The organism is Prosthecobacter sp., from assembly GCF_044236155.1.
In the GTDB taxonomy this organism is placed as follows: Bacteria; Verrucomicrobiota; Verrucomicrobiia; order Verrucomicrobiales; family Verrucomicrobiaceae; genus Prosthecobacter.
Genome location: NZ_JBIIHA010000014.1, coordinates 109,378 through 135,980 on the forward strand (window position 1 = coordinate 109,378; position 26,603 = coordinate 135,980).

At 59.4% G+C, this 26,603-nt stretch carries 22 protein-coding genes, 1 tRNA gene and 1 pseudogene; 14 read left to right on the forward strand and 10 right to left on the reverse strand.

What is annotated here, in order from left to right; all coding sequences use genetic code 11:
- Positions 1–7 precede the first annotated feature (7 nt).
- The 7 genes from ACILSE_RS13680 (at position 8) to ACILSE_RS13710 (ending at position 7,399) form a co-directional block, all read left to right on the forward strand.
- On the forward strand, positions 8–1,666 hold the full coding sequence (locus ACILSE_RS13680) for a GspE/PulE family protein (RefSeq protein WP_395717965.1): 1,659 nt from the start codon (positions 8–10) through the stop codon (positions 1,664–1,666).
- Between the two features lie 47 nt (positions 1,667–1,713).
- Positions 1,714–3,378 (forward strand): GspE/PulE family protein, encoded by a 1,665-nt coding sequence (locus ACILSE_RS13685; protein WP_395717966.1) that lies wholly within the window; start codon positions 1,714–1,716, stop codon positions 3,376–3,378.
- 123 nt (positions 3,379–3,501) lie between these two features.
- A complete protein-coding gene (locus ACILSE_RS13690) occupies positions 3,502–4,782 on the forward strand; it encodes a type II secretion system F family protein (RefSeq protein ID WP_395717967.1) in 1,281 nt (426 codons plus the stop codon).
- Positions 4,783–4,817: 35 nt separating this feature from the next.
- Complete coding sequence (locus tag ACILSE_RS13695) at positions 4,818–5,498, forward strand: type II secretion system protein (RefSeq protein ID WP_395717968.1); 681 nt, start codon at positions 4,818–4,820, stop codon at positions 5,496–5,498.
- A 12-nt stretch (positions 5,499–5,510) separates the two neighbouring features.
- Positions 5,511–5,858 (forward strand): hypothetical protein, encoded by a 348-nt coding sequence (locus ACILSE_RS13700; RefSeq protein ID WP_395717969.1) that lies wholly within the window; start codon positions 5,511–5,513, stop codon positions 5,856–5,858.
- 80 nt (positions 5,859–5,938) lie between these two features.
- A complete protein-coding gene (locus tag ACILSE_RS13705) occupies positions 5,939–6,733 on the forward strand; it encodes a class I fructose-bisphosphate aldolase (protein ID WP_395717970.1) in 795 nt (264 codons plus the stop codon).
- Between the two features lie 24 nt (positions 6,734–6,757).
- Positions 6,758–7,399, forward strand: coding sequence for a hypothetical protein (locus ACILSE_RS13710; protein WP_395717971.1), 642 nt, complete (start codon positions 6,758–6,760; stop codon positions 7,397–7,399).
- 1 nt (position 7,400) lies between these two features.
- Here the strand turns inward: ACILSE_RS13710 and ACILSE_RS13715 are convergent, their stop codons facing one another.
- Positions 7,401–8,261 (reverse strand): DUF3108 domain-containing protein, encoded by an 861-nt coding sequence (locus tag ACILSE_RS13715; RefSeq protein ID WP_395717972.1) that lies wholly within the window; start codon positions 8,259–8,261, stop codon positions 7,401–7,403.
- Between the two features lie 67 nt (positions 8,262–8,328).
- On the opposite strand from ACILSE_RS13715, the gene ACILSE_RS13720 reads away from it, so the two are divergent.
- Entirely contained in the window at positions 8,329–9,429 is a 1,101-nt protein-coding gene (locus ACILSE_RS13720) for an aminopeptidase (protein ID WP_395717973.1), read from the forward strand.
- Positions 9,430–9,438: 9 nt separating this feature from the next.
- Here ACILSE_RS13720 and ACILSE_RS13725 read toward each other — a convergent pair whose 3' ends face one another.
- The 4 genes from ACILSE_RS13725 to ACILSE_RS13740 all read right to left on the reverse strand — a co-directional run bounded on the left by ACILSE_RS13725 (position 9,439) and on the right by ACILSE_RS13740 (position 12,004).
- Positions 9,439–10,077: a histidine phosphatase family protein gene (locus ACILSE_RS13725; protein WP_395717974.1), complete on the reverse strand. Its 639-nt coding sequence runs from the start codon at positions 10,075–10,077 to the stop codon at positions 9,439–9,441.
- A 128-nt stretch (positions 10,078–10,205) separates the two neighbouring features.
- A complete protein-coding gene (rplI, locus tag ACILSE_RS13730) occupies positions 10,206–10,703 on the reverse strand; it encodes a 50S ribosomal protein L9 (RefSeq protein WP_395717975.1) in 498 nt (165 codons plus the stop codon).
- A gap of 66 nt (positions 10,704–10,769) precedes the next feature.
- On the reverse strand, positions 10,770–11,342 hold the full coding sequence (locus ACILSE_RS13735; protein WP_395717976.1) for an NUDIX domain-containing protein: 573 nt from the start codon (positions 11,340–11,342) through the stop codon (positions 10,770–10,772).
- Positions 11,339–12,004, reverse strand: coding sequence for a hypothetical protein (locus ACILSE_RS13740; protein ID WP_395717977.1), 666 nt, complete (start codon positions 12,002–12,004; stop codon positions 11,339–11,341). The genes ACILSE_RS13735 and ACILSE_RS13740 overlap by 4 nt, the downstream gene beginning before the upstream one ends.
- Positions 12,005–12,172: 168 nt before the next feature.
- Here ACILSE_RS13740 and ACILSE_RS13745 point away from each other — a divergent pair, with 168 nt between their 5' ends.
- From ACILSE_RS13745 to ACILSE_RS13755, 3 genes are all read left to right on the forward strand, one after another.
- The gene (locus tag ACILSE_RS13745) at positions 12,173–12,580 is read left to right on the forward strand and encodes a DUF5684 domain-containing protein (RefSeq protein WP_395717978.1); all 408 of its coding nucleotides are present in this window, start codon (positions 12,173–12,175) and stop codon (positions 12,578–12,580) included.
- A 93-nt stretch (positions 12,581–12,673) separates the two neighbouring features.
- On the forward strand, positions 12,674–13,741 hold the full coding sequence (gene mnmA, locus ACILSE_RS13750) for a tRNA 2-thiouridine(34) synthase MnmA (RefSeq protein ID WP_395717979.1): 1,068 nt from the start codon (positions 12,674–12,676) through the stop codon (positions 13,739–13,741).
- Positions 13,738–14,910, forward strand: a complete 1,173-nt coding sequence (locus tag ACILSE_RS13755) for an FAD-dependent oxidoreductase (RefSeq protein ID WP_395717980.1) — start codon at positions 13,738–13,740, stop codon at positions 14,908–14,910. The genes mnmA and ACILSE_RS13755 overlap by 4 nt, the downstream gene beginning before the upstream one ends.
- Here ACILSE_RS13755 and ACILSE_RS13760 read toward each other — a convergent pair.
- From ACILSE_RS13760 to ACILSE_RS13775, 4 genes are all read right to left on the reverse strand, one after another.
- Entirely contained in the window at positions 14,907–16,601 is a 1,695-nt protein-coding gene (locus ACILSE_RS13760; protein ID WP_395717981.1) for an ABC transporter permease, read from the reverse strand. The two genes, ACILSE_RS13755 and ACILSE_RS13760, sit on opposite strands and share 4 nt — an antisense overlap.
- 157 nt (positions 16,602–16,758) lie before the next feature.
- Positions 16,759–18,444 (reverse strand): ABC transporter substrate-binding protein, encoded by a 1,686-nt coding sequence (locus ACILSE_RS13765; protein WP_395717982.1) that lies wholly within the window; start codon positions 18,442–18,444, stop codon positions 16,759–16,761.
- Positions 18,441–19,517, reverse strand: a complete 1,077-nt coding sequence (locus ACILSE_RS13770) for an ABC transporter ATP-binding protein (RefSeq protein WP_395717983.1) — start codon at positions 19,515–19,517, stop codon at positions 18,441–18,443. Before ACILSE_RS13770 ends, ACILSE_RS13765 begins: the two co-directional genes overlap by 4 nt.
- Positions 19,518–19,590: 73 nt before the next feature.
- Positions 19,591–20,439, reverse strand: coding sequence for a hypothetical protein (locus tag ACILSE_RS13775; protein WP_395717984.1), 849 nt, complete (start codon positions 20,437–20,439; stop codon positions 19,591–19,593).
- Between the two features lie 250 nt (positions 20,440–20,689).
- On the opposite strand from ACILSE_RS13775, the gene ACILSE_RS13780 reads away from it, so the two are divergent.
- From ACILSE_RS13780 to ACILSE_RS13790, 3 genes are all read left to right on the forward strand, one after another.
- Positions 20,690–22,513 (forward strand): choice-of-anchor I family protein, encoded by a 1,824-nt coding sequence (locus ACILSE_RS13780; RefSeq protein ID WP_395717985.1) that lies wholly within the window; start codon positions 20,690–20,692, stop codon positions 22,511–22,513.
- A 180-nt stretch (positions 22,514–22,693) separates the two neighbouring features.
- A tRNA-Pro gene (locus ACILSE_RS13785) sits at positions 22,694–22,770 on the forward strand.
- Positions 22,771–22,996: 226 nt separating this feature from the next.
- Positions 22,997–24,034: a tyrosine-type recombinase/integrase gene (locus tag ACILSE_RS13790; RefSeq protein ID WP_395717986.1), complete on the forward strand. Its 1,038-nt coding sequence runs from the start codon at positions 22,997–22,999 to the stop codon at positions 24,032–24,034.
- A 31-nt stretch (positions 24,035–24,065) separates the two neighbouring features.
- Here ACILSE_RS13790 and ACILSE_RS13795 read toward each other — a convergent pair.
- Positions 24,066–26,603: pseudogene (locus ACILSE_RS13795) on the reverse strand (hypothetical protein); the annotation flags it as partial.

The window sequence follows — 26,603 nt, forward strand, 5'->3', positions numbered from 1 at the left end:
CGCTTTCATGTACTCGAATGAAACATACCTCCTTGAACAGCTCCAGGAATCCGGGCTGCTGACCGAACGCGATATAGCGCAGGCCAAAAACGGGGCCAAACCCGGCGAAAGCGTTGTGGAGGCATTGATCAAGACCGGCGTTGTGTCCGACGAGCAGGTCGCGCAGACCGTGGCGGTGAATTCCGGCATGGAATATGTGGATTTGCACGGATTCGAGCCGCATCACGGGCTCAAGACGCTGGTGAGCCTGGAGGTGGCTCTGAAGTACAAAATCGCACCACTGGGGACGAATGGAACGGCGCTGCAGATCGTTGTCTCCGATCCTTTTGATTTCGAAACCCTCGACGCGCTGCCGCATGTGCTGCAACCTGAGATCGAGTTTTACTGCTCCACTCCCTCCCTCATCAAGACGCTCCAGGCGAACATTTACGGCAACGAGGCGGTCATGGGAACGCCCAAGCCCAAAAACACCGACGGCAGCACCTCGGACGATGACGCGCCAATCATCAAGCTGGTGACAAACATGCTGATGGAAGCCTTTAAGAACAAGGTTTCGGACATTCATGTGGAGCCGCTGGAGAAGGACATACGCATCCGCTACCGCATGGATGGCGTCCTTGTCGATGTGGAACACCATCCGAAGCGCCTGCACGCTGCCATCATCGGCCGCATCAAGATCATGACCGGCTCGATGCAGCTCGACGAAAAGCGTGTGCCGCAGGACGGTCGCATCCAGATGTCCTACAATGAGAAGGAGATCGACATGCGCGTGTCGATCATCCCTACGAATCACGGTGAGAGCGTTGTCATGCGCGTGCTGGACAAGAGCAGCCTGCGCCTCGGCCTTTCCGATCTTGGCTTTCTCACGGACGACCAGGCTGCCTTTGAGCGTCTCATCACGCTCCCCGACGGCATCATTCTGGTCACAGGGCCGACTGGCTCAGGCAAAACGACCACGCTCTATGCCTGCCTTAATTTTATCAATCGTCCCGACCGGAAGATCATCACTGTCGAGGATCCGGTCGAATACGAGCTCGCAGGCATCAACCAGGTCATGGTGAAAGAGGACGTGGGCATGACATTCGCGGCGGCTTTGCGCGCCATGCTCCGCCAGGCGCCAAACATCATCATGCTGGGGGAAATCCGCGACCTGGAGACCGCCTCCATCGCGATTCAGGCATCGCTGACAGGACACCTTGTCTTTTCCACGCTTCATACCAACGACGCCCCGAGCGCCGTGGCGCGTCTGGCTGACATCGGTGTGAAGCCTTTCCTGATCGCCTCCGCCGTACGCGCGATTGAGGCCCAGCGCCTGGTGCGCAAACTTTGCGCGGACTGCAAAACGCCAACCTCTCTCAGCGACCGCGAACTGCGGGCGCTCGGTCTCGAAGTCGCGCAACTGAGCGAGGCCACGCTCTTCGGCCCCGGCGGCTGCGGCAAGTGCCGCCAGAACGGCTACCGCGGACGCATGTCCCTCGTGGAAATTTTCACCATCGATGACGAGGTGCGTAACATGATCAATCAGCAGCTCACGACTCCCCAGCTTCGCAAGCGGGCCCGCGAGCTTGGCATGCGCACCATGCGCGAAGACGGCATCCGCAAGGTGCTCTCCGGCTCGACCACGGCGGAAGAAGTCATCGAGGCGACGATGGCGGACGCCGATTAACTTTCACCTGCCGTTCTCTAAAGAATTTCAATCCTTCCAAGACGACTATGACACCCCAGAACGTGGTAGAGATGCTCGAAAACCGCGGCGTGATCGACAAAGGTCTCGCCTATGACATTGAGCAGGACGCCGTGGCCAACGGCAAGGACATCGTGCAGGTGCTCCTGGATTATAGCATTTACACCAACGAAGACGAGTTCTGGGCGCAAGTGGCTGACGAACTCGGCGCGGACCACTTCGACCTCGATAACTTCGAGCCGCCGCCATCGGTCGTGGGCTTGATTCCACCGGGAATGGCCCGTCTCTATGGCGCGTTTCCCATCACGCTGGATGGACAAGGCCTGCACGTGGCCTTCACCGATCCGCTCAATCCGCAACTCGTCGAGGATCTCCGCTTTGGTCTCGAAAAAACCATTGTTCCGGTCGTCGCGCGACGCAGCCAGGTGCAGGCTTTGATAGAAAAGCACTATGGCAGCGGCGCTCCCAGCATTGAGGAGATTTTCGGCAACCTGGGCAAAAGCAGCAAGGAAGGAGTCTCTGCGGAGGCGGAGGCGAATTCGGCTCCCATTGTGAAGTTTGTCGATCTCGTGCTCCAGCAGGCTGTCAAAGAGCGCGCAAGTGACATTCATTTCGAGCCCTTCGAGCGTGAATTCAAAATCCGGTATCGCGTGGACGGCGCCCTCTATGAAATGGCCCCGCCACCCGTGCATCTGGCCAACTCCGTTCTCTCCCGCGTCAAAGTCATGGCGAACATGAACATCGCCGAACGACGCATCCCGCAGGATGGGCGCATCATGACCACCGTGGCCGGAAAACCGGTGGACATGCGTGTCAACTCCCTGCCGACGCAGCACGGGGAGTCAGTCGTTCTCCGTGTGCTCGACCGTTCGTCGGTCAACCTTGACCTTGAGGTGCTGGGCATGCAGCCCTTTCTCTACGACTACATCGTCGAAACCATCCACAAGCCCAACGGCATCTTTATTGTCACAGGTCCGACGGGTGCGGGCAAGACCACCACGCTTTACGCCTGCCTCCGCAAGATCAACACGGTGGACGCCAAGCTCCTAACCGCAGAAGACCCGGTCGAATACGAACTCGACGGCGTCATGCAGGTGCCGGTGAACGATGCCGTCGGCCTTACCTTTGCCAAAGCCTTGCGCGCCTTCCTGCGTCAAGATCCTGATCGTATTATGGTGGGGGAGATGCGTGACCTCGAGACGGCGCAGATCGCCATTCAGGCCTCGCTCACAGGCCACTTGGTGCTCAGCACTCTGCACACGAACGACTCCGCCGGTGCCGTGACCCGTCTGGTGGACATGGGGGTCGAGCCCTTCCTGGTTTCAGCCACGCTGGAAGGCGTGCTCGCACAGCGTCTTCTGCGCACGATTTGCAAAAGCTGCCGGGCTCCTTACGAGCCAAGCCTGCACATCCTCAATCAGCTTAATCTCACGCCGGAGGACATCGGCGGAAAACATTTCTACACTGGCGCCGGTTGCTCCACCTGCGGCAGCAGCGGCTACAAAGGCCGCAAAGGGATTTACGAATTGCTCGACGTCACCGATCCCATCCGCGAACTCATCACCGGCCGCGCCCCCTCGCTTGTTCTGCGCCAGAAGGCCATCGAACTCGGCATGGTCACGCTGCGCGAGGACGGCCTGCGCAGCATTTATGATGGTGAGACCACCATCGAAGAAGTGCTCAAATACACCTGATCCCAAAAAGCACCGCAGCATACCTCTGTCCGGGTGCTTGCGATCATGATTATTTGATGGACAGAACGCCAGCCTTCCCGGTATTCTCAATTTCATCGAACCAAAGCCTCCCCGAAAAGCCTTATGCCCAAGTTTCATTACATCGCCCTGGATCAGAACGGACAGGAAACCGCCGGAGATCTCGATGCATCCTCCGAGGCCGATGCCATCAATCAACTGCGCCAGTCCGGCCTCTATCCGACCAGTGTTGCCGCCGAGGGCGCAGGACAGGCCGCTGCGATCAAAAAGCGGGCCAAATCGACGACCAAAGGCAAGGCCAAGGTCATCAAAGTTGGTGCCAACGCTAAGGTGAAGAGCAAGACACTGATGATCTTCACCCGTCAGCTTGCAACGCTGATCGACTCCGGCCTGCCCTTGTTGCGCGGCCTCACCGTTCTTGGCCGCCAGGAGCCGAATATCGTGATGAAGGGCACCATCAACACGCTGGCCGACAACGTGCAGACCGGCAGCACCTTCTCCGAAAGCCTTCAGCAGTATCCGCGCATCTTCAACAAGCTCTACATCAACATGGTGAAGGCGGGCGAGCTCGGCGGTGTGCTCGAACTCGTGCTCAACCGTCTCGCGGAATACCAGGAAAAGGCCCAGAAGCTCAAAAACAAGATCGTCGCGGCGATGGTTTACCCGATCATCGTCATGTGCATCGCGGCCGCGATCATGGTCTTCCTCATGATGGTCATCGTGCCCCGCTTTGAAACCATTTTCGAGGACATGCTTGGCAGCAAGGACAAGCTCCCTGAACTCACCAAATGGGTCATTGGCTTCAGCCGAAACATGTTTGAATACAAGTGGTATCTGCTCGGCGGCCTTGTCGGCAGCATTACCGCCTGGCGTGCTCTCGCCGCCACCAAAGGCGGGAGGCGCTGGATTGACCGCACCAAGCTCAAGCTGCCGCTTTTCGGTGATGTGCAGCGCAAGACTGCCATTTCACGCTTCACACGCACTCTCGGCACGTTGGTGACCTCCGGCGTTCCCATCCTCCAAGCGCTGAACATCACACGTGACACAGCGGGCAACACGATTGTCTCCGACGCCATCAGCAAGGTGCATGACGCCGTGAAGGAAGGTGAGTCCATGGTCGCCCCGCTCGAATCCAGTGGGGTGTTCCCCCCCATGGTGATCTCCATGGTGGACGTGGGCGAGGAAACCGGCCAGTTGCCCGAGATGCTCCTCAAAATCGCCGACGTTTACGAGGACGAGGTGGACAATTCTGTGTCCGCGCTCACATCCATGCTCGAACCGCTCATGATCGTGGTCCTAGCGCTTGTCGTCGGTGTCATCGTCATGGCTCTCTTCCTCCCGCTCATCGACGTGATCAAAAACCTCAGCGGCGGCGGTGGGGGCTAGTCGCTATTTGACACAGCAATCCAAGTTCAAAAAACATGAGACTCATTCAATCTGGTAAACGTGTCATCAGGGGCTTTACCCTTGTTGAGATGTTGATTGTGCTATCCATCATCGCATTGCTGGCAGGGCTTACGATGGGGGGGTATACCTACGCCATGCGTTCTTCAAAGAGACGTCTCACGACGGGCACTTTCGAGGCGGTCAAATCCGCGCTGGAGAACTACCGCACTGAGTTCGGTGAATATCCGGAGCCGGCCACCGAGGGAACCAAGGTGGAATTTCTCCCCAACAAAGCCTATGACATCAGCGGAGCTGCGTGCCTCTACCAGGCGCTTTCCGGTGACGGCTTTGATCAGATCAAGGGGGTGACGGCGGGGGACAGCCAGACATCAGGAACATCAGACGGCAAAACCGAGGGTGAGGAAATCAAAAACATCACGCTCAAGGAAATGCCGCAGACCATGTGGAGACGCATGGGCCAGAGTTTTGTGCTGGTGGACGGTTTTGGCAGGCCCTTTCAATACATCAAAGCGGCGGCAATAACTCCGACCGGAGGCGGTGCTTCCGGCGGCGGCTCCAACAGCAGCCAGCCCACCACCATTAACTCCACTTACGACCTGTGGTCTTATGCGGAAGACGAGGTGAATATCTCAAAAAGATCGACAGACACGCTCGAAAACCAGCAGCTTTCTCAAAAGTGGATCAAAAACTGGTAGGCATCTGAGATCATGCCCATCGGCCTTGCCATAGCCTCTATTCTCGCGTTGTTCAACAGTTTCTGGGCTCTGAATGTGGCGCGTGATCCCCGCGTCTGGCGCTTGTGGTGGATGGATCTGCTCGGTGTTCTGGATGTGGACTCCGACCGGGAAATGCGTCGCAAACAAGAGGTGCAAATGTCATTCATCTGCTTCAGCCTGTTTGCCTTGCTGCTTGCCACCAGTCTTAGTGGCGCTTTCTGGACGATAGACTTAGTACGGGAGCAAAAAAGGGAAAAAACCCGCTTTGAACGGGCTATCGACAGTTCAAAACGCGAAATTGATAAGGTCGAAAGCAAGCCTCAGAGCATTAAGCGCTGATACGGGCGTATTCCGCCGGGATTTTTGCTTTGCACACAGGGGGCTTCACGGCGAAGGACCTCCTTCATTCATTTAATACCATGAACCGTCAGGAAAATCTCGAAGCCCTCTTTCGCAACGGCAAAACCGTCATTCTTCCCATCGATCACGGATGCGCCATCCCCGTGCCTGGTTTGGAAAGCCCGTTCACGCTCATCGAGCAGGTCAATGACTTCGTTGATGGCTATGTCATGAACCTCGGCGTGGCCTTGCGCGCCGCCGACAGCCTTGCGGGCAAAGGGATTATTCTCCGCACAGATGTCTATAACACCCGGACCACCGGCGAAGGGGCGGGCAGCATCGGTGTTTTCGGCGTCGAGGAGGCCGAGATGGTCGGCGCAAACGCCGTGATGAACATGCTCTACCCAGGCTCCGTTTATGAGAAGGCCAACTTTCAGGAGTGTGCCGACCTCATCCGCCTCAGTTTGGATACTGACATTCCCGTCATCCTCGAATCGCTGCCGTTCGCTCTCGGTGCCAAGGATAAATACACGGTGGAGAATGTCTCCTTCGCCACCCGCCTCGCCGCCGAACTCGGCGCGGATGTGGTGAAAATTCCTTATCCCATTGATGCCAAGCCGGATGACTTCCGCCGTATCATCGAGCAATGCTTTGTGCCTGTCATCATTCTCGGCGGGGCCGCGATGGGAGACGATACGGGCCTTCTCCAAATGGTCGAGGACGCCATGAGCGCTGGCTCGGCAGGCATCGCGATTGGCCGCAACGTCTGGCAGCATAAAAACCCCGCGGCCATCGCGCGCAGCCTCGCGGCCGTCGTGCATGAGGATGCTTCAACTCTTGAAGCGCTTGCCCTGCTGAAAGAACCTGTTCGCTGAGCCAGTTTCGCTGAGGAAAACGCCATGAAACGACCGCTCCTCGCCGCCTGCGCCCTTACCTTCACTCTCCACGCCCAGCAACCACAGACCTTTGAGTTCAACGCGAATGACTGGGCCGAAGGCGAGCCTCCGAAGGAGGTTTTTGTCGTCGATGGCACCATCAAGATCGCCGCGCATGAGGGAAACAAGGCCATCGTAGTCGATCCCAATCCCATCACCGACGCCAGCGCCCAGTTGGGCGGTTCGGCTGCCGGCAATGCCAGCATCGAGGCCCGAACCCTTGCCACCAAGCGCGGTCGTAGCACGCCGCGTTTCGGCGTAAGTGTGCATGGCCTCAGTGGCTACCGACTCCTCGTCAACCCGGCCAAAAAAGCCCTCGAACTCGTCAAAAGCGACCAGACAGTCGCCTCTGTGCCCCACACATGGACCAGCGGTGCTTGGCTCAAGCTCAAACTCGAGGTCAAAAAAGGCGCGGATGACGCTTGGATCATCAGCGGCAAAGCTTGGGCAGAAGATACTGCCGAGCCGGCCGAGCCTCTCATCAAGCACGAGGACAAAGGCCTCAAAGGCCAGGGCAAGTGCGCCATTTGGGCCACGCCGTTCTCCGGCGAGCCGGTGTTCTTCGACGACATCAAAGTCAGCGTTGAAGCCGCCCCGGCTCCATGAGTCACTTTGCCGGTGCTTTCACCATCATGTCCGCGGGCAAAGATGCTTTCGCATCACCGCCATCCAGCAATTTCATCCCGCTCATCCGGGCGGACATGTAGCCGACGAAAATATCCGCGTGCATCTCGACGGGAACGCGCAAGTCGTCATCAGAAACCCAGATCGTCGCCGTCTTCATCTTCTTGTAGGCGCTCAGCGCCAGTGATTCACGGTCGATCTTCCGGATCTGCAGCCCGATTTTAATGCACGGCTGCTTCTTCCCTCCAAACGTCAGCGTCTCACGGCCCAGGACATGAAACGTCGTCAGATAGGGCTTGTCCCATGGCTGCACCACACGCGTGATTTTCTGCCCGTTCCTCAGTTCCTGGCTCCGAACATGCAGGATCACCGATAAAATGTCTTCCATCGGTCCGAACAAGCAGACGGCTGTCGAAATCGTCGGTGTCCCCTTGTTCGGCTGCACCAGTGTCTCCGTCACCACCTGCCTGCTGCCAAAGGAAACCCGGTAACGGCAGGTCTCCGCGCTGTCCGTCTCGCTGTGCTGGAGAAAATGCGCTCTCAAGTCGGCGCGGTGGATGATCGAGCTCATGTCGCAGTCATACTTCCACAGCGTGCGCGCGAAGCCCGTGCTCGCCGCCGTGGCGTCGGCACGCAAGAAGCCTTCCGCCTCCCGTACTCTCAGGGATGCCTTCCCGGCGGTGATCCAGTTGTTCCAGCCGAGCGTGTATTGGATTTCGCACGGCGGCACATTCCGGTGCGGACCTGCGGCCTCCACGGTTAGATCCTTCACCCAGCCGGGCGTCGCAGCATGTGTGATGAATGGAAATGCCAGGCACCAAAGCGGAATCAGCAGACGCGTCATGCGTGCATCATTCATCATAAAATCCTTTTTGCCAGCCGCTGTCTTTTCCGCCACAATTCCCGCCACCATGCACGACCCACGAATCGACGCCCTCTCCCGCCAGCTCGTCCGCTACTCCACCAAAGTCAAAAAAGGCGACTTCGTCTGGATCGATCTCTTCGACGTGCCGAACACCGTCGGCCAGAGCCTCATCCGCGAGGTCGTCGCCGCCGGCGGCACGCCTATGGTGCGCATCAACGACGCCGTGATCACCCGCGAACAGATGATCCACGCCGACGAGAAGCAATACGACCTCATCGCGAAGAACAACCTCGCTCTCATGAAGCAGACCGACTGCTACATCGCTGTGCGCGGCAGTCACAACATCACCGAATCCGCCGATGTGCCGCCGGACAAGATGAAGATGGTCATGAAAAAGCTCCGACCCGTGCAAAACTGGCGCGTCGGCAAAACCCGCTGGGTTGTTCTCCGCTGGCCCACCTCCTCCATGGCCCAGCAGGCCGGCATGAGCACACAGGCCTTCGAGGATTTCTTCTTCCGCGTCTGCTTGCTCGACTACGAGTCCCTCCTGCCAGCCATGAACGCCCTCAAAAAGCTCATGGACAAGACCGAGAACGTCCACATCACCGGCCCCGGAACCGACCTGCGCTTCAGCTTGAAGGGACTCAAAGCCATCGCATGTGGCGGCAACCATAACATTCCCGATGGCGAGTGTTTCTCCGCCCCGGTCAAAGATAGCGTCGAAGGCGTCATCAGCTACAACGCTCCCACCATCTACCAGGGCATTGCCTTTGACACTGTGAGGCTCGAATTCCAGAAGGGAAAAATCGTCAAGGCCACCGCCAACAACACCGAGGCGATCAACAAGATCTTCGACAGCGACAAAGGCGCCCGCTACATCGGAGAGTTTGCAATTGGCTTCAATCGCGAGATCAAGGAGCCCATGCGTGACATCCTTTTCGACGAAAAAATAGCCGGCAGCTTCCACTTCACCCCTGGCCAGGCCTACGAGGGCCCCGCCGACAACGGCAACCGCAGCCAGGTGCATTGGGACCTCGTCTGCATCCAGCGTCCCGAATACGGCGGCGGCGAAATCCGCTTCGACGGCCAGCTCATCCGCAAGGACGGCAAATTCGTCCTCCCCGAGCTCAAGGCGCTCAATTTCTGAAATGCATGGTCAGATCGGCGGCTGGAAGTTCAGCAGCTCGATCTCAACCGCGTGCTTCCGCTCCGGCAGCAGCTCCACCACGCTGATACTTCCATATTCGATGTTGAAATGCGCCATGCGCATCAGCGGCATGTCCAGTAGCAGGGCGATCATCACCCGGATGATCCCGCCATGGCAAAAAACAGCCACCTTCTGGTGTGGATGTGCGTTCACGATGTGCATCAGGCACTCCTGCACCCGGGAACGCAGGCTCTCGATCGTTTCGCCATTCGGAATGCTGTTCGCCTCGATGATCTCCAGCCAGTCAAACGCGCTTACGCCGAAGATCGATTGCACCTGGTCCCAGCGGTGCCCGGTCCAGTCTCCGAAGTCCATCTCCCGCAATCCGGGCAGGAACTCGGGCTGCATGCCACGCTGGGATGCTGTCGGCGCCAGGGTCTGCCGCACACGCTGCATCGGGCTCGCATAGATCTTGTCCAGCGTTGTGTCCTTCAGCCACGCCGCCACAGCGTCCGCCTGTTTCAATCCCAAGGGCGACAGCGCCATGTCGATGCGCGACCCGCCAAAGACCTTGTGATACTTCTCCTCCACCTCGCCATGACGGATGAAGTATAGCTGTGTTGGATGATTGGGAAGGTGGGATTTCACCAGCTGTCTATGAATGAGTCAGCAAGACGAGGCAAGGCGGGAAATGGCGCTGTCATTCGTCTCCAAAAGGCAAAAAAATAGCCGCCCGGCTTTCACCAGGCGGCTATTTGTGAATGAACTGGAGGGATTTACTCGGCGGCGGCTTCCTCGCCTTCGGCGGCAGGAGCTTCGCCCGCGGCGGTGACGGTGAGTTTCACGGTGACGGTGATGTCGTAGCCGAGCTTCACATCGATCTCGAAGCTGCCGGTGTTCTTGATCGGGCGCTCCAACACAATCTGGTGGCGGTCGATTTCGACGCTGGCCTGCTCGGAGATCGCCTTGGCGATGTCCATGGTGGTGATGGCACCGAAGGCCTTGCCGCCCTGGCCCGTGGCCAAGGTGAGCTTCAGCTTCACCTTCTTGAGCCTGCTGGAGAGCTTTTCGGCCTCGGCCATTTCCTTGGCCTCGCGCTCGGCACGGATGGCCTTCAGGCGCTCGGTGTGGCGGAGGTTGCCCTGGGAAGCCTCATAGGCCTTGCCCTGAGGGAGAAGGAAGTTGCGGGCGAAGCCGCGCTTCACTTTGACGACATCAGCCTCGGCTCCGAGACCTTTGATTTTTTCTTTGAGAATGACTTGTGTGGTTGCCATGACGACGATCCCTGGGGGAAAAGGGGCGCGAGAATACATGCCTCATCCCCTCTGTCAAAGGGGGATTCAGTGTTCTTTCGGGGGCGGGCGTCCCTCGACCGCCAGCAGCGCCAGAACGCTGACGCTGTCGCGGATGCGGCCATTGCGGGCCATCTGGATGGCCTCGGTGAGGGGGAGGCGCAGAACCTCGAGCTGCTCGGTGTCCTCCGGCTGCGCTTGAGCATGGGTCAGGCCGGTGGCGATGAAGATGTCGCAAACTTCATTCGTGGTGGAATTGGAAAGCTGGATGCCGGTGAGCAGGGGCTCGATCTTTTCGGCGACGATCCCGGTTTCCTCCAGCAACTCGCGCCGGGCCGCTTCCGCAGGTGATTCACCCGCCGGACAGCCGCCTTCGGGGATCTCCCACTCATAGCGGCCATGGCAGTAACGCCACTGGCCGACGAGCCATGTGAAACCCTCCGCGTCCAGCGGGATGACACCCACGGCGATGTTCTTGTATTCCACGACGCCATAGATGCCCGGACCACCGGTCGGCTTGATCACCTGATCCTCGCGCACGCGAATCCACGGGTTGGCATAGGTTTCACGGGTCGAAACGGTCTGCCACGGGTTCGGATGCTGAGGGAGTTCGGTGTTCACGGTTCCTTGGTCGTTGAGAGCACCACGCCATCGGATTCGACTTTCACCTGCTTCACCGCCTTCAACACGTGGCCGATCTGTGGATGCGTGTGGTAAGGAACGACATAGCCGTAGTTCTGCATGCCGCTGATCATGCCGTCCGGCAGTGTTTTGCCCGGCACGCGAACGGAATGCACCTTCGCATCGGGGCCCGCCTCGGTGATCTCACAATGGAAGTCGATCTCGCCGACGAGGTAGCGTTTCTTATCCTCCCAGAACTTCGCGGTGTTCATCGGCAGGCTGCAATCGGTGGTGATCACACTTTTGGCCGGATCGAAGGCCTTCACGCGCAGCATGTCCTTGTAGGTGCCGTTGCCGCTGTCCGGAGCGGTGACGATCAGAACGTTTAATTCGGCTGCGGAGAGTTTGAGCGACGCTGGTTTGCCTGCGGTCGCCGCCGCTGCAAAGCCGGCGATCTTTTTGTCCAAATCAGGCTGCGGTGGCACGTCCGCCAGTTTCACCGGCTGCTCCTGCGCGATGGCGGCAAACTCGCGGTCCATCGTGGTGAGCGAATGATAGCCCCACCACAGGATGAAACCGAAAACGCCGACCGCCGCCGCAATGATGACGCAGCCGTAGCCGGAGTGGAATTCACCTGTCGGAGTCTTTTCGAACTTTGCCATGCCTCATCTGAATGCGCCGACTGCAAAGATCAAGCTGGGGCTTTGAATTGGATTTTACCGCAGGTTCCAAGAATGGGTCTTGCCATCTGGCGGGGTTTTTGCTGACATGATCGGAAATCTGTCCCGAAAGCATCTTTTCGAGAGGATCCAACAACAACACATTCAATTATGATCACCAAATTGCTGCCCATGTTGCAAGAAAGCGCCACCAGCTTTGAATACTCCGCCCAGGGAAGCCTCGGGACGGTACCGACACTCATCATACTGGCCCTCGTGATTTTCATGATCGCCGCGGTTTGGAAGGTTTTTGCAAAGGCAGGCGAACCCGGCTGGGCATGCCTCATTCCCATCTACAACATCATTGTTTTGCTCAAGATCTCGGGCAAACCCGTCTGGTGGATCATTCTCTTCATCATTCCTTTCGTGAACTTCATCATCTCCCTGCTTGTCTCGCTGGGCTTGGCGAAGAATTTCGGCAAGGGCGGAGGCTTCGGCGTTGGTCTGTGGCTGCTCGGCCCCATCTTCTTCCCGATTCTCGGCTTCGGTGACGCCAAGTTTGTCGGACAGAAGAGCTGATCCGGACGAAAAAGAGTGTTTTGAGGCGCGCGTGCGGGTTCCCGGCGCGCGCCTCTTCGTTGACGCATGACTCCAGCCGTGGAATCTCGCGGCATGAAGATTCTCGCCGCCATGTCCGGAGGTGTGGACAGCAGCGTGGCCGCCGCGCTGCTCGTCCGCGCTGGGCATGACGTGTCCGGCGTTTACATGAAGAACTGGATCAACGAGGAGAACATCATCGGCCATTGCCCGTGGGAGGAGGATATTGTGGATGCCGAGGCGGTCGCAAAGCAGCTCGGCATCCCGTTCCGCGTCGTCAATCTCATGACCGAATACCGCGAGAAGGTCGTGAAATACCTCCTCGATGGCTACCAGGCCGGCATCACGCCGAATCCTGATGTGATGTGCAACCGCGAGATGAAATTCGGCGTCCTGTGGGACTGGGCTCACGAGAACGGCTTTGAGGCCATCGCCACCGGGCACTACGCACGCAAGGAAGGCGATTACATCCTGCGTGGCGCTGACCCGAACAAGGATCAAACGTATTTCCTCGCCATGATGCGGCCGGAGCAGGTGCGTATCGCGGAATTTCCCATCGGGCATCTGCTCAAACCGGAGTTGCGCGAACTCGCGCGCGAGTTTGGCCTCAAAACGGCGGAGAAAAAAGACAGCCAGGGCATCTGCTTCATCGGCCAGGTGAAGATGGAGGACTTCCTGCGCACCTTCGTGCCGGACAAGCCAGGCCCCATCGTAAACCTCGAAGGTAAAGTGCTGGGCGAGCATCGTGGGCTGCATCTTTACACGCTCGGGCAGCGCAAAGGTCACGGAGTCGCCAGTCCTTTGCACAAGCAGGCTTATGTGGTGGTCGCCAAACGACCGCAGACGAACGAGCTCGTCGTCGCCATCGAAAGTGCGGACACACCGCTGCTCTGGGCACGCAAAGCGGTGCTGCATTCGATTTCGAGCACAGGGGAGCCGCTGAATGTCGAGCGCCTGCTTCAGGCCCAACCGCGCTATCGCTGTCCTGCGGGCGACGCCGTTTTTCGCCCGCTCGGTGATGGCCGCGCCGAACTCGAATACCGTGAACCGCAGCGTGCGCTGACTCCGGGGCAAATCTGTGCACTTTACGACGGCGAGCGTCTGCTCGGCGGAGCAGTGTTTGAATGCATCCACCACGAATGAGTGCGTCCTCCTGCATCCTTATCCTCGGCGGCGGCTGCTTTGGCCTCACGGCGGCGCTCGAACTGCGATCACGCGGTTGGAAGGTCACACTGATCGATCAGGGCCGTCTTCCGCATCCTGATGCCGCATCCACCGACATCAGCAAGGTCGTGCGCATGGATTACGCGCAGGACGAGCAGCACACGGCCATGGGGGAGCGCAGCATCGAACGCTGGCGTGAGTGGAATGCGCGGTGGGGAGAGGATTTGTATCACGAGGTCGGCTTCCTCGTCATGTCGCGGGAAGAAGTGCAAACCGGCGGCTTTGAGCACGACAGTCGTCAGTTTCTTGTTTCACGCGGTCATCAACTCCGCCGCACTTCCTCGGAGATGTTGCGTGAACTCCACCCCGCATGGAATCACACGGCTTATCGTGATGGTTATTTGAACCCTGTCGGCGGCTGGGTCGAAAGCGGGCGCGTCATTGCCAAACTCGCTGCCGAGGCGCGCGCCGCGGGCATCGAGATCATCGAGGACGTTGCCGATCCACAACCGCATTTTGCTGGTGCACGCTGCACCGGCATTTCATCCAGCAACGGCATCCATTGGCAGGCAGATCACGTCCTCGTCTCGGCCGGTGCGTGGACGCCCGCGCTGCTGCCGCATCTGCAAGACGTGATGTGGGCCACGGCGCAGACGGTGTTTCATTTCAAACCACGCGATCCAAGCCTCTTCACACCGCCACAGTTTCCCGTCTGGGGCGCGGACATTGGCAAAACCGGCTGGTATGGCTTTCCTGCGAACGTGGACGGCCTCGTCAAGGTCGCCAACCACGGCCCAGGGCGCCGCGTGAATGCGAATGACCCGCGTTCGCTGCCCGCAGGCGAAGAGGAGCGCTATCGGACCTTCCTGCGCGAGACTTTTCCACCGCTGGCCGACGCACCGCTGCATTCCACGCGTGTCTGCCTTTACTGCGATACCTTCGACGGTGCTTTCTGGATTGACCACGATTCCGAACACCCGGGCTTGATCGTTGCCGCCGGAGATTCCGGCCACGCGTTCAAATTCACCCCTGTCATGGGCGAGATCATCGCCGATGTGGTGGAACGAAAAGCGAATGCTTGGACTGCTCGCTATCGCTGGCGCGAAAAAACGGCTGCGAGTGCGGATGGCGCGAGGGCTTCCAGCTAGCCCCGAAACAACGCGCCGAGTTTTTTGCCGAGGATCACACCCGCGCCGAGGATCGTCACCGCGAGGAAGATCATGGCCCACACGCCGAGCGCCGAGGCTAGATTCGGCCCGTTGCCGAGGGCGAGCACGAGCGAGTAAATTGCCTTTGTAATCGGAAAATGCGCGGCTTGCTGGGCGAGGATCATGGAGTCACTGACTTCGAGCATGGCGAAGGAAAATGCCAGCAGGCCGCCAGCGACAAGATTCGGAGCCACCAGCGGTAGGGTGACGCGCCAGAGGGCTTTTTCGGGGCGCGCGCCGAGGTTTTGCGCGGCTTCTTCCAGCGTGGGGCTGACCTGCTGGAATCCGGCGGCGGCGGAGCGCACGACGTAAGGCAGACGACGCACCGCATAGGCGATGACGAGCAGCAGGAGCGGATCCTCACCGAGCATGAGCCAGTGAAAGGGCTGGCCTTCACGCGTCATGGCGAGATAACCGAAGGCCATGACGATGCCTGGCACGGCGAGCGGCAGCATCGCCATCGCATCGAGGATTTGCCGGCCCCAGATGCGCGTGCGCACCGAGACATAGGCCACGCCGATGCCGAGCAGTAGCGCCACAAGCATGGCGAGCGCCGAGTATTTCAAGCTGTTGGCGATGGATGACAGGGTGAGCTCATGGCCGAGAGCGTCGTGATAGTGAGCGAGCGTGAGTGAATGCGGAATGACCGTCCCATACCAGTCTTTGGAGAATGACAAGGCCACGACGCCAAGGTGCGGCAGCACGGCAAGGAAAGTGACGAACGCAAAGAACGCGGTACAGGCCCACCCGAGCCAGGCGGACAGCGTGATCGTTTCACGGCCCGTGGTGGCGCGTCCGCCGCCGCTGGCGTTGGAACTGCCGAAAAGCAGCTTGCTCGTGAGGTAGAAGAGCGTGCTGAAGACGAGCATGACGGCCACCAGCGCGTAAGGGAAGGGGTTTCCGCTGAGGTCGTTGATGGTGCGGAAGACCTGCACGGCGGTGACGCGGTCGTAATCGAACAACAGTGGCACGCCCATTTCGGTGAACGACCACACAAACACAATGGTGCCTCCGGCGAACACGCCGGGCATGATGAGCGGCAGCGTGACGCGCCAGAAGCGGTTCCAGGCATTGCAGCCCAGGTTGGCGGCGGCCTCTTCCATGGCGGGGTCCAGATTGGACAGCGCCGCCGCCGTGTTCAGGTAGATGATCGGGTAAAGATGCAGCACCTCCATGATGATGATGCCGAGCATGCGATGCTGTCCGAGCCAGTCCGCTGGATGCGCGGCGTCCATGAGGCCCAGGTTGATGAGGAAGCTGTTCAGCGCGCCCGCCTGGCCCAGCATGGCCTTAATGCCAATCGCGCCCACAAAGGGCGGCAGGATCATCGGCATGAGCACGAGCGAATTCAGCAGCGACCGGCCAGGAAACGCGAACCGCACGTAACACACCGCCAGCGGCAGCGCCACGACGAGGGAGCCGAACGTCGTCCAGACCGCGATGATGAACGAATTCCACAGGCCTTCGCGATACAACTCGTTCATGAACACCTCGGAGACGTATTCGAGCGTGAATTTGTGATCCGGACCCCGGAACGCCGACTCGAGCGCTGCCCAGATTGGATACGCGAAGAAACACGCGAAGAACGCGGTCATCACGAGGAAGATCAGGAAAGAGATGGATTTGGACATGGGGATGAGGGCAATGCCGAATGATGAATTCAGAATGACGAATGCAGCCCGAGGCTCGCATGGTGAACCGGGATTGGGTCATTGGGCATTGTTTCGTCATTCATCATTCTGGTTTCGTCATTCGTCGGCGGGATCACGCTGGTAACGCTGCTTGCTGCTACATGCCGCGCCTTGCCATCGTGCCGGCGCGGATGAACTGGGTGCGAAAGGCGTCGCCAAGCTCGCGGGCGAGGCGGGTTTCCTGGGCTTTGTCCCGTGCGGAAAGGATTTTGGAGATGTTGCCCGTGGCGGCCTCATATTTCACGCGGGTAAGGTCTTCGAGCACTTTGACGGCGCGTTCAGGCATGCCGTTGTCGATGATGTCCTTCCAAGCGGCATGCAGTTCGTCGTGTGAATCGACGCAGATGACACGCACGAGGAAACGGATGGCGCTGAAGGCCGAGGCGGTGCGCTCCGGATGGTAGGTGAACGCTTTCGCCTTCTCGAAGGGCTCCTCCTTGCCATCGCTCATGCGGGCGGTGTTCTCTGGTGTGTAAAGATCACGCCGCGCCGAAAGGCGGCGCAGAGCATGTTGCTTCGGGCCGCCGGGCTCTCCAGAGCGGAAGCTCCAGAGTTTTTGTCCTGGCTCTCCAAGCACGAATTCGATGAAGGCGGTGGCAAGTTCGGGATCGGGCGCGCCGCGTAGCAGGCCGATGGGATCGACACTGATGGAAGTACCGCCAAGCGGCGCGATGAAACCGACGCGCGAGGTGCCATCGGCCTTGCGCACATCCTCCTCGGCGGAGCGGCCGTAGAAGTCGATGCACATGCCCGCGGCGGCGTCACCTTTGGCGACTTCGAGCGGAATTTTCGTCGAGAAGTCGGTGAAATAGCGCGCATTCGCGCTGATGCGCAGGATGAGGCGCAGCCCCTCGTTCCAGCCCTCCGCCACGCCCTGCGCTTCGATTTGCTCAGGCGTGAGTTTTGGCGGCGGATTCGCCTTCAGACGGTCAATCGCGATCTGCATCTGCTGTTGGATGAGCATTTCGAGCGCCTTCGTCACGGAGCCGCTCTTGCCAGGATCGCTGAGCGCGATCTGGCCGTAGTAGCGTGTGTCGGCGAGATCGTCCCAGGAGTCAGGATCCGCCGTGATGCCGAGGCGGCGCAACACGTCGCGATTGAAAACAATGCCGCTGCTCGAGAGGCACGCGCCGCACCAGCGGCCCTGGGAATCGCGAAACGGCTCGCCGCTGAGTTTTTCGGGAATGCCTTTTTCGCCGAACCAGTCCGGGTGCTTTTTCATCAAGCCGCTGATGCCGGTCTTTTCGCCATCACCAGCGACAAGTGTGCCCGCCTTGGCCTGCTGCTCGATATCATACGCGCCACCGCCGAAAAACACATCCATGCCGGTGCCGACGTTGGACGCGAGATAAGCCTTGCGTGCCTCATCATCGGGCGGTGCTTTCGCATTCAGGCAGTTTTGCGCGACTGAAGGCGACCAAGCCTTCTTCAAATCTCGCTGCCAGTGCTGCTGAAACGCGGCGGTGGCCTCCGATTTGATCAGCATGGCGATCTCGGACGTGCCGCCGGGGACACGCCAGTCGATGAAGAGCGTCTGGCCGGTGTTCTTTTTCCAATGCGCGGCGAACGCCTGCCCGAACTCCTCGCGGATGCGGTCATGATGCGGGCTGATGATTACGAGCCGGCGGTCGTAATGCGCGGGAGCCGTGCTCTGGGCCGGTTTGAGCAAAAAGGGGCCCGTCAGCGTGAGCAGCATCGCCAGGACCACCGCGACTTCTTTGCGCCAGTGGTGCAGCCAATCGACAAACGCCCGCGTGTGCGGATGTTGGAGCAACGCCTTCATTTGCGCAGGATCACGACATCGGTCATCGCGGCCATTGCCCGGCATTCATCAGCGGAGGGCGGGCGGATTTCCTGCGGGTTGATCTCGCAGACCTTCATGAGCGGGCCGTTCTCCACCTGGATCAGGTATTGCACGGTCGCGCCGAGGTAGGTGGTGTCCACGATGTGGCCAGGGAAGCGGTTGGGTGAGTCGGTGAGGTTGGCAAAGGTCATGGCCTCTGGCCGGATGCTCAAAACAACCGGCTGGCCGGCGGCGGGCTGCCAGGATCCGTCGGTGCGGCCGCGCAGCACGCCAAACGATGTCTCCACATCGAAAAAGCCGGCCCAACTGCTCTCACGCATTGCGCGGCCTTCGACAAAGTTCGTTTCACCGATGAACTCGGCCACCATGCGTGAGGCGGGATTGCGATACACCTCGGCGGGCGTGCCGACCTGCGCGAGTTTGCCGCTTTCCATGATCGCCATGCGGTCGGCCATGCTGAGAGCCTCGTCGCGGTCATGCGTGACGTAGATCGCCGTGAGACCGTGCTGCTTGCAGATGCTGCGAATCTCACTGCGCATCTCCAGACGCAGCTTCGCATCGAGGTTTGAGAGCGGTTCATCGAGAAGCAGGCATTTCGGGCGAATGACGAGCGCACGAGCCAGCGCGACTCGCTGCTGCTGGCCACCGGAGAGCTGCTGGATCTTGCGCGAACCGAGTCCGCCGAGCTTCACCTGGTCGAGGGCCTCGGCGACGCGATGCTCGATCTCCTTGCGAGGTCTTTTGCGCTCTTCGAGGCCAAAGGCGACGTTTTGCGCGACATTCAGATGAGGCCAGAGCGCGTAGCTTTGAAACATCATGCCGGTGCCGCGTTTGTGCGCGGGCAGGCGTGTCACGTCCTCGTCATCGAACCAGATCTTCCCTTCGTCAGGCCGGTAGAAGCCGGCGATGTGACGCAGCAGGGTGGTTTTGCCGCAGCCGCTGGGGCCGAGCAGAAAGAACAGCTCGCCGGACTCGATCTGGAGGTTCACGCTGCTGAGGACGACGCTGCCGCTGAATCGCTTTGTGAGTTCCTGGATCGTGATGGTGACCATGCGGTGAAAAATATCCCGCTGGTTTTACGAGAGCGCCGCCCGGATGGCAAGCACTGCGACGTCTTGCTTCCACTCAACGGGCGGAGAGTTCCTCCACCCAGCCGACGGAGACGACTTCGGCGATCCTCGCCCAGCCGCTCTTCTTGTCCTTTTCACCGACGGCCAGACGCACGGTGAACATGCCGCCGCTGGTGCGCCGTAGTGCGCGCCCCGCTTTAGAGCGTTCCAGAACATCCTCCATGGCATAGGCGGCGAGCGTGGCGCGCTCGTCGGGATGAGAAAGCGTGAACGCGGACGCCGGAGCGGAGACCGGAGGCGCGGCGCTGGAGGGTTTGACCGTGACGCGCAGAATCGCGGTCTCCCCGTCACTGAGGGAGCCAAGATCGTTGAAGGTTCGTTCTCCCCAGGCACAGAAACTTTCCCAGTCGAGGCGGTAGCCCTGATCCGTGTGCTCCAGTGCGGCGAGCCGTGAGGACCCGTCCGCCAGCTTCACGCTGGTGATAAAGAGACTGCCGCTCACACCGAATTGCGGTCCGACCTTTAGAGGAATGGCGGGAACGACGCGCCGCTTCAAGTTCCAGGCACGATAACGCGGCAGAGTCAGTTCGGGATGACGCAGCAGTTTCTGCAATTCGCCCTCAGTGGGGCTTTGGAAATAGCGGCGCAGCACGGAGGCGGCCATTTCAAATTCCTCGCGCACCTCAGCGGCAGGCATGGCCTTGAGCGATTTGATCGCCTGTGGCTTGGCACTGTTTGGAGCCGAAGCTTGTTTGCCGGTAAAAACGGTAGAAGCCGTCACCATGGCGCTGGAAGGTGGTTTTGCAGCGGGGACAGCGGGCTTTGAGTTGGAGGCGGGAGCTGGTGGCAGAATGATGAGGTCGTCAGTGACGGGTTTCTCGCGTCCACGAATTAAGGAGAACACGATGAACGCGGTGAACAACGCGAACATAACCGTGGCGGTAACCGGCAACTTGGAGCGGCGTTTACGACGAATTGGCAGCGATGGAAAAGGAACGGGCCGTTGCATGCGGAACCTTCTCATGGACGTGAGAAGAGGTGCTTCAAACAAGCGAAAGTGACGGATTTGCCACATGGCAGAATTGTTGCGCAAGCTTCTTCGACAGCGCCAGTGCGGACGATAAAAACCGACCGCCTTTCATTCCCTTCCGAACATGAAATCCAAAATCCTCGCCATTACTCTAGTATCACTCATCGCCACGATGAACGCGGAAGCGTTCACTCTCCTGAACACCTACCAGCAGGGCAACGTGGCCCGCCCCGGTGGCTCTGAAATCCTCTCCTACACAACGCACGAAAACACTCTGCTGAGCACGGTGGGACTCAATCACACGACAAACACAAACGATGTCTTTGGCGTGCAGATCATGACCCTCTCCAGCGCCGGAGCGCTCAGCGAGCGTGCGTTTATCGACTTGAAGGCCACCTTTGGTGGAGATTCGGCCAACATGAGCGGCCTGAGCAGCGTGGCGGCCGATCCGCTCGGACGTGGATTTGGTGCTGCGGCACTCATTCCGACCGCGAACACGAGCACGGCCGGCAAAGTGGTGCTCTACGACTACACCGCCGGTTTTTCTGGTGGCAGCCGTGTGCTGGCGACACTGGATGTCGGCTTTCATCCTGACAGCATAAGTTTCTCCGCCGATGGATCCAAGTTGATCGTGGTCAATGAGGGCGAGTTCAATGCAGGTGCTACAAACCCCTCCACCAGCGGTAACGCCCCCGGTTCTCTAAGCATCATCAATCTCTCCGGCGTGACAAACACCGTGCAGGCTTCAGCACTGACGAATGCGGCCGTCTCCACGTTTGATTTCTCCAGTGCAAATCTCGACACTGGAGTGACGCTGCAAGGCATCCGCAACTCAAGCATCGCAGCTCTGGGCACAGCGAATACCTTCATTGGCAGCGTGCCGAATTTCAATGATCCCCTGGTTTATAACGACGTGGATTTTTACAAGGGCATGGAGCCAGAATTTGCTGCGATGATCGGGGACAAGATCCACGTCACGCTGCAGGAGAACAATGCGATCGCCACCTTTGACACCACGCTGAACAAATGGACTTCAGTGAAGAGTCTCGGCACGCTGACGCAGACGATCGACGCGTCCGACCGCGATGGTGCCGGTGGTACAACGTTGCGCAGCATTAACGACACCGTCAAAGGCCTGCCGATGCCGGATACGGTGAAGGGAGTGACGATTGGCGCGAACAAGTACCTGGTGACCGTGAATGAAGGCGACGCCCGTGTGGATGACCGAGACGTCAGCCGTTTTGGTGACATCGCAGGAAACGACAGCATGAACAACATCCTGGACACAAGCATATTCCCCACAACGCAGACGGGAGTGAGGGCTGATGGTGAACTAGGCCGCCTCAACGTTTCCCGGCTTGACGGTGACACTGGCGCGAACGGCGGAACAGCTGGGGATGGCAAAATTGACGAGGCGGTGATGATCGGAACGCGTTCATTCAGCATCTGGAATGCGGACACCGGGGCGCTGGTCTGGGACAGTGGCAGCCTGGAGTCTTTGTTGGCGGGACTGGATCCGACACTGCACAACATGAACAGTGGCAGCGCGACGAATTTTGACACGCGTTCTGACGACAAAGGCCCGGAGCCAGAGGCGCTTTCGATTGGTCAGATCGGCAGCAACATGTATGCATTCATCGGCATGGAGCGCCAGAACGGTCTGCTGATGTATGACATCACCAATCCCAACAACCCGTATTTTGTCGGCTACACCAACACGGCGGCCAGCGGACTGACCTCGCCGGAGAGCATGCTGTTCATTTCGGCTGTGGACAGCCCGACAGGCACGCCGCTACTTCTTACGGGTCATGAGGGGCTAACAGCCGGAGATGGCAATGTGACTGTATCCGGAATCAGCGTGCATGCGGTTCCTGAGCCTTCGCGTGCGTTGCTCGGCTTCACGGGGTTGGCGCTGGTGGCAATGCGCCGCCGTCGGTGCGTGCGTTGATTCTTTTCGCCAGGTGAAGTGTTGTTGAATGCACGGGGGCTGCGGTCCCCGTGCTTTTTTCATTTCCGTGCCATCTTGGACAACATCTCGGTTGCAAAGACAGCGGCTCTGTCCAGAATGCGTCCCTCTCCAACGGCAGCCACCCCAACGCGGCTCCGGCGGAGGGAAGTCAAACAAGGTCGGGCTGTAGTTCAGCCTGGTAGAACGCTTGCATGGGGTGCAAGAGGTCGTGAGTTCGAATCTCGCCAGCCCGACCAGTTTGTTTCACTCGAAATCAACGAGTTACGAAACGAGGGGTATAAGCAATTTGTGCAGTTCGTGCTAAGATTAGCACACTGGTTTTAGCACACGCAGACCCCATTTTAGCACACTTTAGCACACACTTTTTAGCACACGCTCACTTCAGCGCGGCCAGACGAGAGCACCCCAAGGCACCTTCCATTCAACCGGACTCTGTCATCTTTTGACTATGGTTCCGGGGATATGAAAGGCTTGTTCAAACGTCGTTCCACGTGGTGGGTTCGCTTCACTCCAGTTCCCGGTTCACCCCAGATGCGCATTGCGCTTGGCACTGACAACGAGAGCGATGCCATCATCAAGGCACGGGAGATCATTGCGCGTGCCGAGACCCAGGTTCGTGAAGAAATGGAATCCTGTGAAACGGAAATCGCCGGCTACATTTCCAGCAAGCGCAGAGATGGCCTGTCGGAGTCCACGCTGTCCTCACGCAGATACATTTTGCGTTCGGTTGCCAACTTTATCGGGGCGGCCAGTCCGCGCCACATGACCAGCGCTGGAATCAGAAAATGGTTCGAAAGCCGCAAGGCGATCAACCCTCACACGGCTGTCGCGTATCTCTATGTCGTTCATCTGTGGTTCAAATGGATGATCGAGCGCGGCAAGATTGCCACCGACGTGACAACTTCGGTGAAGGTTCCCAAATTGGTGATGCGCCAACGGCGCAACTTCCTGACTCAAGCTGAGGCGCGCTTGCTGCTGGATGAGTGTCACAACGAAGGATTGAAGTTTGCCATCTACTGCGGTTTGCACGCCGGGTTGCGCAAGCTGGAGATCATCGAAGCGCGGCCTGGATGGTTTGATATGGAGGCTGGACTGCTGCATGTCCAGGCGACGCCAACGTTTCAGCCCAAGGATCGCGATAACAGGACCATTCCTCTGACGGAGGAGTTTCGCACCTGGCTCTCAGCATATGGATTGCGCAAGCCCTTCATGCTTGAGCCAAACATTGTGAAGGGAAGCTATCGCTATCGGTATGACTTCAGGAAGGCTTTCGACAGTTTGGCGAAACGCTGTGGCTTTGACTGGCTCACGTTTCATGATCTGCGCCGAACGTTTGCCAGCCTTCACGTTTCGCGCGGGACATCGGTTTACAAAGTGGCCCGCTGGCTTGGTGATGGCGTGGATGTGGTTGAGCAGCACTACGGCCATTTGATTCCTCAGGATCATGAGATCAATGGTGCTTGGGAGACATCAAGCCGCCATCAAAAGACCGCGAGGTGATCTCGTTGCGCAACGAACTTCCGAGGCAGTCCTAGTTCACGCTGATGAGGTTGTGGGAGCGGAGGCGGTCGAGAACCTGCTGCAGTTTGGTCTGCAGGTCGGCGATCTGGGCCTCAAGCTGGGCAATGTCCACAGTGTCGCTCCCGCTCAACGCCGTGCCGCTGTTCACGTTGTCGATGGGCGGCAGCGGTTGGAGGTTGCCGCGGATGTCCACCGCCTCGGCAATCGTCCAGGTAAGGCCGTAAGGGCCGAGATAGCTGCCCTCACTGCCCGGGGAACTGCCGCCGCCCCCTGACCAGTTTTGGAGCTGCAGCACGCGTCGCTCACCATCCTGCACGACGGCAAGCACGGGACTCCAGCCGTTGGCGCCATCCGCGCCATTGTTGCCGCCTGAACTTCCATCAGCGCCGGGAGGACCGTCATTACCTCGCACGTAAAACGGACCAAAGCTCTGACCTGAGGAAGTGTGGATCGTAAGGTTGGAGCCGTCGAATTCGATGCTGGTGATGGGGGTGGCGTCGGCTCCGTTGGTGCCCGGTTCGCCTGCGTTGCCCTGCGGACCACGGATGTCAGTGGCCTCATACGCATAAGGGGTGAACCCTGACGGGCCGATGTAATAGCCTTCCCACCCCGGTGTGCTGCCGCTGCCTCCGGCCCAGTTTTGCAATTTGAGCACACGCCGGTCGCCGTCGTCGATGATAGCGAACAAAGGGGACCAGCCATTGTTGCCGGATGTACCATCAACACCGCTGCTGCCGTCATTACCGCGCACGAAGAACGGGCCGAAGCTCTGGCCGGAGGAGGTGTAAATGGTGAGGTTGTAACCGTCGAAAGTGATCTGGGTGATGGGGGTGGCATCAGCGCCATTGCTGCCGGCCGGTCCCTGACCACCATCGCTTCCGCGCACATAGAACGGCCCGAAGCTTTGGCCGGAGGACGTGTAAATCGTGAGGTTGTAGCCGTCGAAGCTGATGCCGGTGATCGGTGTGGCATCCGCGCCGTTGGAGCCAGGCGCGCCCGCAGGGCCTTGAGCACCGCGCAAGTCGACAGCCTCGTAAAGATAGGGCGTGAGGCCCGATGCGCCGAGGTAATGACCTTCCGATCCGGGAGTGCTTCCAGTGCCGCCTGACCAGCTTTGGAGTTGGAGCACACGTCGCTCGCCATCTTGGATGATTGCGAACAGGGGAGACCAGCCATTGGTGCCGCTTGCGCCATCACTGCCATTGGTGCCATCGGTGCCGCGCACATTAAACGGCCCGAAGCTCTGGCCGGTTGAAGTCTGGATCGTGAGGTTCGTCCCATCAAAGGTGATACTGGTGATGGGTGTGGCATCGCTGCCGTTCATTCCGTCGATGCCGTTCATGCCTGCAACTCCCGCAGCACCGCGCAAATCGAGTGACTCGGCGATGTTTGCCACCAGCCCGGAGGCTCCAAGGTAGAACCCGGCTCCTTCTGGCGATGCGCCGCTGCCACCTGTCCATGCGGTGAGTTGCAACACACGGCGTTCGCCGTCTGACACAACGGCGAGCACGGGTGTCCAGCCATGGGTGCCATCCTGGCCGTTGATTCCGTCGATGCCGTTGGTGCCGGCGCTGCCTTGAGCCCCGCGCAAATCGAGCGCGTCAGCAGGTGCGCTCACCAAGCCTGCGGCACCAAGATACTGGCCAGCGCCTTGAGGAGCGTTGCCGCTGGCACCAGTCCATGCGGTGAGCTGCAACACACGGCGTTCACCATCAGCCACGAGGGCGAAGTGCGGACTCCAGCCGCTGTTACCGTCCATGCCATCGTTTCCGTCACGTCCATCCAGACCGTTGATCCCATTGGTGCCTGGCTCCCCTTGCGCTCCTGCGGCTCCGCGCACATTCACGGCATCGCTGATGTTTGCCACCAAACCCGCGTCGCCCAAATAGTAACCGCTGCCTTGCGGCGCATCGCCAGTGCCACCAACCCAAGAGGTGAGTTGCAGAACGCGGCGTTCGCCATCATGCACAATCGCAAAGAGCGGAGTCCAGCCATTCCCGGATGCGCCAGCCGTAGCTTCGATGGTCACAACGCGAGCCACCGAATCAGGCGTGAGTGAGACGTTGGCACCCGCGGCCAGGGAGGCCAGCAGCCACTGCCAGGATTGCTCCGCGTCGATGAGGGAGCCTGGTTCGCCCTCGTTGCCGCGGATCACGTCGTTGAACACGCAGACGTTCAAGGTCTGGCTGGAGACCCAGCCGTGGGTATCATCGCCGTTGCGCAACGAGAACTCGCCCATCAAGTCGAGGCGGTCGGGCGCGTTGGGCGAGGCGAAGAGCGCGGTGAGTGGAGCCGTGTTGAACGAAGGCGAGGCGGTGTAAGTCCTGGTATCTGTGTCCTCGGTGAACGTGGCTGTGAAGACCAGCGGCTCGCCATCGTGTTCTCCCTGGCGTTTGATGGCGAAGCGGATGGCGTGGCCGGGTTCCAGCAGCACGGGCTGCGAGTTGGCGTAAAAGACCAGCTCGATGGTCGCAGTATCACCGCGTTTGAACTCGATGGTGTTGAGCCGTGCGGAGGATTTGGGCGTGCGCAGGAGGCAGCCTTGTGT

Coding starts and splice junctions, on each gene's coding strand:
- ACILSE_RS13720 (WP_395717973.1), top strand. CDS start 8,329: ATGCACGACCCACGAATCGACGCCCTCTCCCGCCAGCTCGTCCGCTAC.
- ACILSE_RS13770 (WP_395717983.1), bottom strand. CDS start 19,517: ATGGTCACCATCACGATCCAGGAACTCACAAAGCGATTCAGCGGCAGC.
- ACILSE_RS13700 (WP_395717969.1), top strand. CDS start 5,511: ATGCCCATCGGCCTTGCCATAGCCTCTATTCTCGCGTTGTTCAACAGT.
- ACILSE_RS13780 (WP_395717985.1), top strand. CDS start 20,690: ATGAAATCCAAAATCCTCGCCATTACTCTAGTATCACTCATCGCCACG.
- ACILSE_RS13760 (WP_395717981.1), bottom strand. CDS start 16,601: ATGTCCAAATCCATCTCTTTCCTGATCTTCCTCGTGATGACCGCGTTC.
- rplI (WP_395717975.1), bottom strand. CDS start 10,703: ATGGCAACCACACAAGTCATTCTCAAAGAAAAAATCAAAGGTCTCGGA.
- ACILSE_RS13690 (WP_395717967.1), top strand. CDS start 3,502: ATGCCCAAGTTTCATTACATCGCCCTGGATCAGAACGGACAGGAAACC.
- ACILSE_RS13790 (WP_395717986.1), top strand. CDS start 22,997: ATGAAAGGCTTGTTCAAACGTCGTTCCACGTGGTGGGTTCGCTTCACT.
- ACILSE_RS13695 (WP_395717968.1), top strand. CDS start 4,818: ATGAGACTCATTCAATCTGGTAAACGTGTCATCAGGGGCTTTACCCTT.
- ACILSE_RS13740 (WP_395717977.1), bottom strand. CDS start 12,004: ATGGCAAAGTTCGAAAAGACTCCGACAGGTGAATTCCACTCCGGCTAC.
- mnmA (WP_395717979.1), top strand. CDS start 12,674: ATGAAGATTCTCGCCGCCATGTCCGGAGGTGTGGACAGCAGCGTGGCC.
- ACILSE_RS13715 (WP_395717972.1), bottom strand. CDS start 8,261: ATGACGCGTCTGCTGATTCCGCTTTGGTGCCTGGCATTTCCATTCATC.
- ACILSE_RS13755 (WP_395717980.1), top strand. CDS start 13,738: ATGAGTGCGTCCTCCTGCATCCTTATCCTCGGCGGCGGCTGCTTTGGC.
- ACILSE_RS13685 (WP_395717966.1), top strand. CDS start 1,714: ATGACACCCCAGAACGTGGTAGAGATGCTCGAAAACCGCGGCGTGATC.
- ACILSE_RS13680 (WP_395717965.1), top strand. CDS start 8: ATGTACTCGAATGAAACATACCTCCTTGAACAGCTCCAGGAATCCGGG.
- ACILSE_RS13705 (WP_395717970.1), top strand. CDS start 5,939: ATGAACCGTCAGGAAAATCTCGAAGCCCTCTTTCGCAACGGCAAAACC.
- ACILSE_RS13765 (WP_395717982.1), bottom strand. CDS start 18,444: ATGAAGGCGTTGCTCCAACATCCGCACACGCGGGCGTTTGTCGATTGG.
- ACILSE_RS13745 (WP_395717978.1), top strand. CDS start 12,173: ATGATCACCAAATTGCTGCCCATGTTGCAAGAAAGCGCCACCAGCTTT.
- ACILSE_RS13710 (WP_395717971.1), top strand. CDS start 6,758: ATGAAACGACCGCTCCTCGCCGCCTGCGCCCTTACCTTCACTCTCCAC.